The sequence below is a fragment of the Gemmiger sp. An120 genome, from assembly GCF_002160955.1.
Lineage (GTDB): Bacteria > Bacillota > Clostridia > Oscillospirales > Ruminococcaceae > Gemmiger_A > Gemmiger_A avium.
Window position 1 is genome coordinate 173808 of the sequence record NZ_NFLN01000004.1, and the last position, 11516, is coordinate 185323.

The following is an 11516-nucleotide window of genomic DNA, read 5'->3' on the forward strand; positions in this document are numbered from 1 at the left end:
AGTTACAGGAGGTGCCCTATGGAACAAAAGCCCATGAATTTTATCTTCTTTTTCCCTGACGAAATGCGCGCGGACGCGCTGCCCTGCTACGGCGCCCCCGTTACCCAGGCCCCCCACTACGACCGGCTGTGTGCCGAGGGAGTGACCTTTGAACAGTGCCATGCGCAAAACCCGGTGTGCTCGCCCTCTCGCTGTACCCTGGCCACGGGCCGTTACCCCCACTGCGACGGCCACCGCAGCCTGTGGAACCTGCTGAAAGAGCATGAAGCCAACCTGTTCCGTTACCTCAAAGAGGGCGGCTATGACGTGCGGATCTTCGGCAAGAACGACCTGTTTTCCAGCCAGGCAGCGCCGCTGAGCTGCACCGAGATGCGGCTGGGCACCGACTCCTTCCCTGCTCCGATCCGGCCGATACAGAAGTTCGGCCAGCCGGGCTGCTACAACTTTTTATATGAGCCAGTGCCAGGCCGAGTGGAGGACACCGCCGACTGGAAAAGCGTGGAGCGCGGGGTGCAGTTCCTGCACAGCCGCCGGAAGGATGACAAGCCTTTTTTCCTCTTTCTGCCCTTGATGTACCCCCACTGCCCCTACACTGCACCAGAGCCCTATTACAGCATGTATCTGGATCAAAAGGAGAAATTTGCTCTGCGCCCCCCCTGTCAGGGCAAGCCCGCCTACCACGAGCTGATCCGCCGTTACCGGCAGACCGATTCGGACAGCTGTCGCACCATCCGGGCTGTCTACGCTGGGATGATCAGCTTTACCGATAGCCTGCTGGGACGCATCATGGATGTGGTGGAAGAGTGTGGACTGGGCGACAGCACCACACTGATCGCCGCCTCGGACCATGGAGACTATGCTGGCGACTACGGCTTGGTAGAGAAATGGCCTAACGGCTGCGAAGATGTGCTGACCCATGTACCACTCATCATTCGCACCCCAGGCGGGAAGGCAGGCCATCGGGTATCGACCTGTACCGAGCTGTTCGACGTAATGCCCACGGTGCTGGAACTGGCCGGTATTCCCGTGCGGGAGCGCATCTTTGCCCGTTCGCTGGTGCCGCAGCTATGGGGTGAAGTTGGTGATGCCAGCCGCACCGTATACTGCGAGGGCGGCTACGGTACCGGCGAGTCTCAGTGTTCAGAAGGGGTCGATAAGCCGGAAACTATCTGGATGCAAGACCCCTCTAACATCTATTATCCCAAGTATCGCCAGCAGAAAGAGCATCCCGCCAGCGTGGATCGGGCAGTGATGGCCCGGAACAGTCACTACAAGTTGGTGCGGCGGGCCAGCGGCGAGCATGAATTCTATGACTTGGTCGCCGACCCTGGGGAGCTTCATAACCTGTACGGCAACGATAGGTACACCAAAGTCTGCCGTCAAATGGAACAGCAGATGCTGGACTGGTATCTGCGTACCGCCGACACTGCTCCTATCCAGTCCGACGCCCGAATCACTGAGGATATCTTAACACCGCCCCCTTGAAATCAAACGGAGAATGGGTAAAGCCTTGCACTGTCACTGTTTACCCGAAATATCCAGGCAGAATGCACCAACGCAGACAATGTGGTTGGGTTTAGATTATCAATGTCTTACTCGCCACCTCTTCTATTCATTATGAAACTCTCTGAAAATATGTTTCATTGACATTAAAACGTATTCCTCGATAGTTCCAACCATTCTTTGGAACGATATCTCGCATTTAGCCGTCTTTCCAGGTTCAAAAGGGCCCAAACGCAGGCGCTATGCACAAATTTTATCTCGCAAATTTTATGTTTTGACGAAGCTATTTTGTGGCGATTTCGAGTTGTTTTATCGATTATTGTTGCAGGATATGCCTATCCCACCAGCCTGTTTCAGGGCTTATTCATTACGCATTCATTATGAAGCGCAACAAGGGCCCCTTTTCAGGTGGTTTCCCCCACCCGGAAAGAGGCCCTGTTATTGTACTGGTATGCCCGCAAACCCGCATAAACAAAGAAAAATCCCTCGACCTTTCGGTCGAGGGATTTTGGTCCGAGTGGCGAGAGTCGAACTCACGGCCTCTTGAACCCCATTCAAGCGCGCTACCAAACTGCGCTACACCCGGACGTCACTCTTGGCGACAGGTAATATTATATCGTGCCGGGTGGGTTTTGTCAACACTTTTTTCGATCTTTTTTAAATAATTTTTTGAGGCCTTTTTCGGGCCGGATTTACCGGTAAAGAAGCAGCACGTTGGCGGGGGCGATGCCGAATTCTTCGGGGAATTGGGCGGGGCGGCGATCCTTGGGGACGCGCCACCAGAGCGGGGCGGCGTCCGGCGCCTGATCGCGCCAGCGGAACTCCACGATCCACTCAAAGGGTTCCTCCATTTCCCGCAGGTATTCCACGGGTGCCCGGTTCTGGGCGGTGCGGGGATTGAAATAGTGGGCGCGGATACCCACCGCCCGGATGTTCTCGCCCACCGGCTGGGCGGTTTGCAGGCGCAAACCCCAGGCGGGCACCTCCACCTCGTACTCGCCCACCTTACGGGCGGCGGCAATATTCTTGCAGCCGGTCAGGCTGGCGGCGCAGATACTGCCCGGATCGGCAAACAGCTGCTTGGTCTCCTTGAGGGCCAGCAGACTGCCCTCCTCCAGCACCGCGATGCGGCGGCACAAATGATAGGCTTCGTCCCGGCTGTGGGTGACCAGCAGCACCGTATGGCCGAACTCCGCCAGCACCTGCCGCAGCTGCAGCTGCAGCTTGTCCCGCAGGTGGCTGTCCAGGGCACTGAACGGCTCGTCCAGCATGAGCAGGCGCGGCTTGTTGACCAGGATACGCCCCAGCGCCACCCGCTGGGCCTGCCCGCCGGACAGCTGGTGGGGACGGTGGTTTTCCAGCCCTTCCAGCTGCAGCATGGCCATCACCCGGCGCAGCTCCTGCTCGCGCACGGTTTTGTCCTTTTCCCGGTGCAGGCCGCACAGGATGTTCTGCCGCACAGTCATGTTGGGGAACAAAGCATAGTTCTGGAACAGGTATCCCACCTGCCGCTTCTGGGGCGGCAGGTCGATGTGCCGCTCCGAGTCAAACAGGGTCACCCCGTCCAGCACAATCCGGCCGCTGTCCGGTGTTTCGATGCCGGCGATGCATTTAAGGGTATAGCTTTTGCCGCAGCCGGATGCCCCCAGCAGACCCAGCACCTCCGGGCCGTCGGTGCGGGTCTCAAAGGTCACGTCCAGGGTGAACGCGCCCAGCTTTTTATGAATCTGTACCTGCAGGCTCATCGTTTCACCGCCTTTTTCTGCCGGTCCTCCAGCAGGTTTACTACCAGCAGCACCACCGCGCTGATCCCCAGGTTCACCAGCACCCAGCGGAACGCACCCACCTCATCGTTGGTGCGCCAGAGCTGGTACACGGTGGTGGAGATAGTGGCGGTTTTGCCGGGGGTGTAGCCGATCAGCATACTAGTGGCGCCGTACTCCCCCAGCGCCCGTGCAAAGGCCAGCACCGCCCCCGCCAGAATACCCTGGCGGCAGGCCGGCATGCGGACCCGCCAGAAAATCCAGGTATTGGACAGGCCCAGCGTCTGGCCGGAATAGGCCAGATTCATATCAAAGCTTTCAAACGCGCCGCGGGCGGTGCGGTACATCAGCGGGAACGCTACCACCACCGACGCCAGAATGCCCCCGTACCAGGTCATGACAAACTTGATGCCGAACTGGGCCAGAAACTCGCCCAGCGGCCGCTTGACACCGAAGATCAGCAGCAGAAAATAGCCGCAGACGGTGGGCGGCAGCACCATGGGCAGGGTGAGCACCACATCCAGCACCCCTTTGATCGCCCGGGGCAGCCGGGCCGCGTAGTAGGCGCAGAAAATACCGCTGAAGAACACCACCACGCTGCTGATCGCCGCAATGCGCAGTGAGTTCCAGAGAGGATACCAATCCATATTGCAGATTCCTTTTGAACCGATGGCGCACCGGCGGGGCTACAGACACCGCCGGTGCGTACTGCACGGTTTATTGTATGGGTTTATGCGGTCACGCCACGGGCGAGAAGCCCACCGTCTCAAACACGGCCATGGCCTCGTCGGTGGTCAGGTAGTCCAGGAACGCCTGGGCGGCGTCGTGGTTCGGGGCGTTCTTGAGCACGGCGGCGGGATAGATCACCTGGCCGCACATCTCCTCAGTGGCGCTGTCCACCACCTTCAGTTCGGCGCTGAACGCGTCGGTGCAGTAGATCACGCCGCAGTCCACGCTGCCTTCCTTGACCTGGGTGGTGACCTCCTTGACGTTGGAGCCGTAGGTGATCAGGCCCTCATTGGCCAGGGCGGTCTCGTCCAGGCCGTAGCAGGCCAGGATCTTCTGGGTGTACTGGCCCACCGGCACATCGCTGTTGCCCATGCAGAACAGCACGTCCCCGGCCTGGAAGGCTTCGGCCAGGTCGTCAAAGCTCTCGATGCCCTTCGGGTTATCGTCCGGCACGCAGAGGGTGACCTTGTTTTCCAGCAGGTTCAGCCGGGTGGCACTATCCACAAAGTCCAGGCCGTCGGTGTTGACCGAAGGGTCGGCCTCTATGTCCAGCTGGTTCATCTGGGTCTGACCGGCCGAGATGAACAGGTCACAGTCCGCGCCTTCCTCGATCTGGGTCTTGAGGGTGCCGGAGGAATCAAAGTTGTAGGTGATGGTCACGCCGGGATGGGCGTCCTCGTAGATGGTCTTAATCTCGTTCAGGGTCTCGGTCATGGAGGCCGCGGCAAAGACGATGATCTCCCCCTCCGGTTCCTGCTCGTCGGGCGTGGAAGCCGCCGGGGACGGCGCGCTGCTTTCCGGTGCGCTGCTTTCGGGCACAGAGGAAGAGCTGCCGCCCGTACTGCCGCAGGCGGTGAGGGACGCTGCCAGCACACCGGCCAGCAGCAGCGCAAGAAGTTTCGTGTGTTTCATGGTTTACTCCTTTTCCCCGTGTTACGGGGCAGTATATTTTATAAACGTGGATTTACACGCTTATAACCATGGAGAAAAAAGAATCAATGGCGGGCGCAGTCGCCCACTTCGCCGCGCAGCAGGCCCATGGCGTGGGGGATGGTGTCCATAAACACATCCATGCACTCCATGCAGGCCTTGGGGCTGCCGGGCAGGTTGATGATCAGGGTCTTGCCCCGGATGGCCGACGCGGCGCGGGACAGCATAGCACGAGGGGTGATGGCCAGCGACGCGGCCCGCATCGCCTCCGCGATGCCCGGCGCGGTGCGATCGGCCACCGTCAGGGTGGCTTCCGGCGTGATATCCCGGGGACTGAATCCGGTACCGCCGGTGGTGAGGATCAGGTCCAGCTTGCGCTGGTCGGCCAGGCGGATCAGCTGGGTGCGCAGCGGCGCGGCTTCGTCCGCCAGCAGCAGCTGTTCCACCACCTCGTAACCGGCCTCCTGCAGCCGTTTGGCGATGGCAGGGCCGCTCTCGTCCACCCGTTCGCCCCGCGCGCCCTTGTCGCTCAGGGTAATGACTGCCGCCTGCCAGGGACGGGGCGCGGTGCGCGGTTCCAGGGTCATCTCGTCCCCTACCTTGATCTCGCCGGGCACCAGGACACGGGCAAACACGCCCTCCCGGGGCATGATGCACTCGCCCATCTTTTTGTAGATCTCGCAGTGGCTGTGGCACTCCTTGCCGATCTGGGTCATTTCCAGCAGCACGCCGCCGCACCGCAGCAGGGTGCCCACCGGCAGGCTGCGGAAGTCGATGCCTTCCACCACCAGGTTTTCCCCGAACGCGCCGGGCTTTACGTCCGCGCCCCGGGCGTTGAACGCCTCGATCTTATCCGCCGACAGCAGGCTGACCTGCCGGTGCCAGTTGCCGCCGTGGGCGTCCCCCACCACGCCCCAGTCCACCGTGAACCGGGCCGCGGGCACCGGCTGTTTCTGGGTGCCCCGGGCGGGGCTGGTGCAAATCGCAATGACCTTTCCCATTTGTGTTATCCTCCGATCTCACTCATCTTTTTTTGTTCGGTGATGGCCGCCGCGTCGTCAAAGCAATGGGCGCGGGGCTTGTTCCAGATCGCCTGTTGCAGCGCTTCGGTCAGGGTGTCCAGATCGTTTTTCCCGCCGCGCAGCAGCGCCCGCAGGTCGGTGCCCTCCCCGTAGCACAGGCAGGGTTTGAGCAGGCCGGTGCTGGTCAGCCGCACCCGGTTACAGCGCTCGCAGAATTTATGGCTGACCGCGTCGATCAGGCCGATGCGGCCGGTAAGCCCCCCGGAAGCGTAGTAGTGGGCCGGGCCGTTGCCCCGGATCTCCTCCACCGGATGCAGGTCGGGCCAGCGTTCTTTCAGGATGTGAAGAACGGCCTCCCGGTCCGGCCCGGGGGTGCGGGCCCCCTCCCCGATGGGCATGACCTCGATGAACCGCACGTCCACCGGGCGATCCTGGGCAAAGCGGGCCAGTGTCAGCACACGGCCCTCGCAGCCGGGCAGCAGCACGCAGTTCAGCTTGGTTTTGAGCCCGGCGGCCAGGCTGGCCTCCAGCCCTTCCAGCACGCGGGCGTACTGGTCAAAGCCGGTGATGGCGGTGAAGTCCGCCGGGTCGGCGGCGTCCAGGCTGATGTTCACCCCGTCCAGGCCCAGCGCCGCCAGCCGGGGCGCCAGCGGGGCCAGCAGCACCCCGTTGGTGGTGAGGGTGACCTGCTCCACCCCGGGCAGGGATTTCAGCCGGGCGATAAACTCAGTACAGCCCCGGCGCACCAGCGGTTCCCCGCCGGTGACCTTGAACCGGGTGATTCCCAGCCGCACCGCCGCGGCAGCCACCTGCAGGAACTCCTCGTAGGTGAGCAAATTCTCATGCCGTTCCAGGCCTACCCCGTCCGGCATACAGTAGCGGCAGCGCAGGTTGCACCGGTCGGTGATGGAAAAACGTATGTAGTCAATGCCGCGTCCGAACCGGTCTTTCATGCCTTGTCCTCAAAGCGGAAATCCCCGCTTTTGCCCCCGTGTTTTTCGATCAGGTGAATATCCGACAGCACCATCCGCTTGTCCACCGCCTTGCACATGTCGTAGACGGTGAGCAGCGCCGCCGACACGCCGGTGAGCGCTTCCATCTCCACGCCGGTTTTGCCGTCGCAGCTGACGGTGCAGCGGGCCAGGATGGCGTTCTGTTCCGACAGCAGGGTGAACTCCACCCCGCTTTTGGTCAGGTTGAGCAGATGGCACAGGGGGATGATCTCGGAGGTGCGCTTGGTGGCCATGATGCCGGCCACCTGGGCCACACCCAGCACGTCCCCTTTCTTGGCGCGGCCCTCGGCCACCATGGCAAAGCATTCCGGGCTCATGGTGATGGTGCCCTCGGCCACTGCGGTGCGGTGGGTGATCTCCTTTCCGCTTACGTCCACCATGCGGGCGTTGCCCGCCGGGTCGATATGGGTAAATTCGCTCATGGGTTTACACTCCTTTGCCGAAGCCGCAGTTGGGGAAATGACATTCCGGGCAGTTCAGGCACAGGCCGCCGTTGCCCAGGCCCGCCAGCCACTGGGTGGTGACCGGCACATCCGCCAGCAGGCGGGGCAGCGCCAGATCAAAGACGGTGCGCTTGGCGTACATGACACAGCCGGGCAGGCCGCAGACCGGGCGTCCGTCCTCGTTATACGCAACCAGGAACATCGCACCCGGCAGAACAGGCGCGCCGTAGCTGACCACCTTGGCCCCGGCGTTGCGGATGGCCAGCGGGGTGCGGTCGTCCGGGTCAACGCTCATACCGCCGGTGCAGAGGACCATCTCACAGCCCGCGTCCAGCATACGGCGGATGGCGGCGGTGATGGCCTCGCTGTCGTCCCCCAGCACCTCATGGGCCACCATTTCGCAGCCGTATTCGGCCAGCTTCTGCTGGATGACCGGGGTAAACTTGTCGGTAATGCGGCCGTAGAACACCTCGTTGCCGGTGGTGACCACGCCGTATTTCTTGGGTTTCAGCGGGGCCAGCTGCAGCAGCGGCTCGCTGCCGGCGGCCTGTTTGGCCCGCTCCATTTTTTCCTTTTCGATCACCAGCGGGATCACCCGGGTGCCGCAGAGCTTATCGCCCTTTTTCACCACAAAGCCGCTGGGACGGGTGGCGATCATCATTTCGCCCAGGCTGTTCACCGCCCGCAGCCGGTCGATGTCCGCCAGGAACAGGCCGTCGCAGTCGGCGATCAGCTCGATCTTACCCTCCTTGGGTTCGGTGGCGTGCATGTTCGGGCCCTGGCACAGGTCCCGCAGGATCTCCGCCGCCTCGTTTTCATGCAGCTTGGTTTCGTCGTTTTCCCACACATACAGATGGTCCTTGCCCACGCTCAGCAGCACGGGGATGTCCTCCGGCTGCACGATGTGCCCCTTGCGGAACACCGCGTCCTTGGTCACCCCGGGGATGATCTGGGTAATGTCGTGGCAGAGCACCTGCCCCACCGCGTCCTCTGTGCGGATCAGTTTCATGGTCGTTTCCTCCTTGTATCGGTACAGCGCGGCTCCCCGCGCCGGACTGGCTTGGTTATTCCGCGGCGCGCCGCGCGGCCCGGACCTGGATCATCTGGGCCAGGATGCTCACGGCGATCTCCTCGGGGGTCTCGGCCCCGATGGACAGGCCGATGGGGGTGGTGATGCGGGCGATATCCGGATCGGTAAAGCCCTCTTCCCGCAAACGCTGGGCCGATGCGGCGGCTTTGCGGGCACTGCCGATCACCCCGATGTAGCAGGCGGGGGTGCGCAGCATCTGCCGCACCACCTCATGGTCGTGCCGGTGGCCGTGGGTCATGACGCAGACGTAATCGTCGGGGGTGATGCGGGCGCAGACCTCTTCCAGGCGTTCCAGGTCTGCCTGCCGCACCTCGGCCGCGGTGGGGAAGGCCTCCGGCCGGGCATACTCCGCCCGGTCGTCCAGCACATGGCAGGAAAAGCCCACCCCCGCCAGGCCGGGGGCCAGCGCCTGGGCCACATGTCCCGCGCCGAAGATATACACCGTGTCCTGCGCGGTCAGACATTCCAGATACCGGTAGCCGCCCTCGGGGGTATCGGTGAACCGTCCGCCGCCGCAGATCCGCCGGCCGCCTTCCAGCTCCCGGGCCGTGCACAGGCGTGCCTTGCCCTGACCGGTCTTGTCCTGCTCCAGCAGCAGCCAGAGCAGCGGCCCCTCAGGGCTTTGCTCCAGCACAGCCCCGGGCAGGTACTGGAACCAGACCGTGACGTCGCCGCCGCAGACCATGCCCAGATCCCCCGCCCCCTGAGGGCGCAGTTCAAACCGTTCCACCGCGCAGCGGCCCGCCGCCAGCAGTTCCCGGGCGCGGGCTTCGCAGCTGTATTCCAGCTGCCCGCCGCCGATGGTGCCCCAGGCACGGCCGGTTTCGGTCACCAGCATTTTGGCCCCGGACGCGCCGGGGGTGGAACCGTCCCGCTCCACCGCCAGCACCAGCATCACGTCCTGCCCGGCCAGTTTATTCAGTTGTTCCTGCCATTCCATCCGTATGTACCTCCCTTTTGGTTACAGGGCGCCGCCTGTGCGGGCCCGGCAGATCTGCTCCAGCCGCAGCGCCCGGTTCAGCCGCCGCTCGTGAGCGGCCAGAGCCTCGGGTGTGCGGCATTTATCCCGGCTTTTGGCAAAGCGGGCCAGGATGGTGGTTTCTTCGCATTCCTGCACCAGCTTGTCCGCCAGGAACACCAGCCCTTCCTCGTTGGGTTCGTGCCAGTCGTCTCCCTCCTCATGAAGCGCCACCACCGCCGCCAGACGGAAATATCCGCTGCGGCGCAGCAGCCGGGCGGCCGCCTGCGGATGGTGGGGCTGATGGCGGCACAGATCGTGCAGCAGCGCCGCGGTGCGGACCAGATCCTCGTCCAGCACCAGGCCCGCCGCTGCCAGACGGCGGCAGATCCGCACTGCCACCCGGGCCACCGTCTCCCCATGCAGCCGGGCGGGTTCCCCCGCGCCGCAGGCCCGCCAGAGCGCCTCGATGGCGGGTGGATCGGGCAACTGGCTGGCCGGTACGCCTGCCTGCAGGCAGCGCCAGCCCGCCGGGCCGTATTCCACCGCGCAGATACCGCCGTAGGGCAGCGCCAGGCGGCGGTTCTGCCGGTAGGGCAGGCCGGTGATCCGGCACAGAAACGCCCGGATCGCCCCGCTGTGGCTGACCACCACCCGTTCCTCCTGCTCGTTCAGCGGCGCGGCGATGGCGGCCAGGGTGCGGCTCATGCGGGCCGCTGCCGCCGGGAAGCTCTCCGCCCCCGGCGGCATCAGGGCCTGATTCTCCCCCCGGGCGGCGTACAGTTCCGGGTACTGCGCCCGGATATCGGCAAACCGCTTGCCGTCCCACTCGCCCATGTCCAGTTCCCGCAGCGCCCGCCGCACCCGGATCTCCCCGTCCGGGCCGGCCAGCAGCCGGGCTGTTTCCCGGCTGCGGCGCAGGGGGCTGGCATACACCGGGGCGGGCCGCATTCCCTGCACCCAGGCGCGGGCAGCCCGGGCCTGGGCCTGCCCCTCCGCGGTCAGGGGGCCGTCGGTGCGGCAGCCCGCGCAGAACGAACCCGCCGGTTCCGCCATGGCATGCCGCACCAGATACAGACAGGCCATCCCTCTCCCCTCCGTTTCACAGACGGCTGCCGAAGTATTTCTCCAGCAGCCTGTCGGTTTGCTGCTTCAGTTCCCGCTGCATGCCCCGGTAAGCGGCCAGAAGCGCCCGGCCTTTTTCGGTAAGCAGGGTGTAGCCGCCCTCGCTGCCGCCGTTCACCCGGACCACCACCTTCTCCCCCAGTTCTTCCTCCACCCGGTTGAGCATCTTCCAGGCCTTGGTGTAGGACATGTGCATGGCCTCGCAGGCGGCGCTGATGGTACCGGTCAGATCGATCATTTCCAGCAGCTGGGCGGTGCCGGGGCCAAAGAATAACGTGTCGGTGCCCAGCACCAGCTGGTTGCGCACCCGGATGTGCCGGTCCCCTTTTTTGTGGAGCAGGGCCTCGTAATCCTGCGGGGTGTCCATGTCCAGTATCGTGCCCTCGTCCTCTACTTCCACGTCCCGGATGGTCAGGCCCGCCTCCCCGATGGCGCCCCGCAGCCCGTCCTCACCGGAACAGGCAAGCAGCGCGGGCACCACCGAACGGTGCAGCAGCAGCGGATGGCCGGGCTGCCCGTGATACAACGGGCGGACGCAGTCCCCGCTTTGGGCCAGCAGGGTGCGCACCGTGTCCGGCTGCACCAGCGGCACGTCCGCCGGGGTCAGCAGGATCTTCTCGCAACTGTCCCCCATGGCAGCCAGGCCCAGCCGCACCGAATCAAACATTTGGGTCTGGGCAAACCGTTCGTTATGTACAAACATAACGCCCGTATGAGCGAGGTGCTCTTGGAGCACCTCGCTTTGATACCCGGTGACCACCAGGATACGGCTTACACCCGCGGTCTGCAGCACCCGGACCACGTTCCGGATGACCGTTTCCTCCCCCATGGGCAGCAGGGGTTTGAACTCTCCCATGCGGGACGAGATCCCCGCTGCCAGGATCACAGCACCATGCGGCATATCGTTTCCTCCGTTTCCAGGCGCGGCAGCCGCGAAGGT

At 63.7% G+C, this 11516-nt stretch carries 11 protein-coding genes and 1 tRNA gene; 1 reads left to right on the forward strand and 11 read right to left on the reverse strand.

Annotation, left to right across the window (positions count from 1 at the left end; translation table 11 throughout):
• Positions 1–18 precede the first annotated feature (18 nt).
• Entirely contained in the window at positions 19–1485 is a 1467-nt protein-coding gene (locus B5E65_RS05545; protein WP_087170772.1) for a sulfatase family protein, read from the forward strand.
• Positions 1486–2012: 527 nt separating this feature from the next.
• Here the strand turns inward: B5E65_RS05545 and B5E65_RS05550 are convergent.
• The 11 genes from B5E65_RS05550 to B5E65_RS05600 form a co-directional block, all read right to left on the reverse strand.
• Positions 2013–2089: transfer RNA gene (locus B5E65_RS05550), tRNA-Pro, on the reverse strand.
• A 106-nt stretch (positions 2090–2195) separates the two neighbouring features.
• The gene (locus B5E65_RS05555) at positions 2196–3248 is read right to left on the reverse strand and encodes a sulfate/molybdate ABC transporter ATP-binding protein (RefSeq protein ID WP_087170773.1); all 1053 of its coding nucleotides are present in this window, start codon (positions 3246–3248) and stop codon (positions 2196–2198) included.
• Positions 3245–3913 carry a molybdate ABC transporter permease subunit gene (gene modB / locus B5E65_RS05560; RefSeq protein WP_087170774.1) on the reverse strand — a complete coding sequence of 223 codons (669 nt, stop codon included), beginning with the start codon at positions 3911–3913 and terminating at the stop codon, positions 3245–3247. The genes B5E65_RS05555 and modB overlap by 4 nt, the downstream gene beginning before the upstream one ends.
• 91 nt (positions 3914–4004) lie before the next feature.
• Positions 4005–4907 (reverse strand): molybdate ABC transporter substrate-binding protein, encoded by a 903-nt coding sequence (gene modA, locus B5E65_RS05565; RefSeq protein ID WP_087170775.1) that lies wholly within the window; start codon positions 4905–4907, stop codon positions 4005–4007.
• An 83-nt stretch (positions 4908–4990) separates the two neighbouring features.
• Positions 4991–5926 (reverse strand): MOSC domain-containing protein, encoded by a 936-nt coding sequence (locus B5E65_RS05570; RefSeq protein ID WP_087170776.1) that lies wholly within the window; start codon positions 5924–5926, stop codon positions 4991–4993.
• A 5-nt stretch (positions 5927–5931) separates the two neighbouring features.
• The gene (gene moaA, locus B5E65_RS05575; RefSeq protein ID WP_087170777.1) at positions 5932–6900 is read right to left on the reverse strand and encodes a GTP 3',8-cyclase MoaA; all 969 of its coding nucleotides are present in this window, start codon (positions 6898–6900) and stop codon (positions 5932–5934) included.
• Entirely contained in the window at positions 6897–7382 is a 486-nt protein-coding gene (gene moaC / locus B5E65_RS05580) for a cyclic pyranopterin monophosphate synthase MoaC (protein WP_087170778.1), read from the reverse strand. Before moaC ends, moaA begins: the two co-directional genes overlap by 4 nt.
• A 4-nt stretch (positions 7383–7386) precedes the next feature.
• Positions 7387–8412, reverse strand: coding sequence for a molybdopterin-binding protein (locus B5E65_RS05585; RefSeq protein WP_087170779.1), 1026 nt, complete (start codon positions 8410–8412; stop codon positions 7387–7389).
• 55 nt (positions 8413–8467) lie between these two features.
• Complete coding sequence (xdhC, locus tag B5E65_RS05590; protein ID WP_087170780.1) at positions 8468–9433, reverse strand: xanthine dehydrogenase accessory protein XdhC; 966 nt, start codon at positions 9431–9433, stop codon at positions 8468–8470.
• A gap of 21 nt (positions 9434–9454) precedes the next feature.
• Positions 9455–10537, reverse strand: a complete 1083-nt coding sequence (locus B5E65_RS05595; RefSeq protein ID WP_087170781.1) for a histidine phosphatase family protein — start codon at positions 10535–10537, stop codon at positions 9455–9457.
• 16 nt (positions 10538–10553) lie between these two features.
• On the reverse strand, positions 10554–11477 hold the full coding sequence (locus B5E65_RS05600; protein ID WP_087170782.1) for an NTP transferase domain-containing protein: 924 nt from the start codon (positions 11475–11477) through the stop codon (positions 10554–10556).
• Positions 11478–11516: the final 39 nt, after the last annotated feature.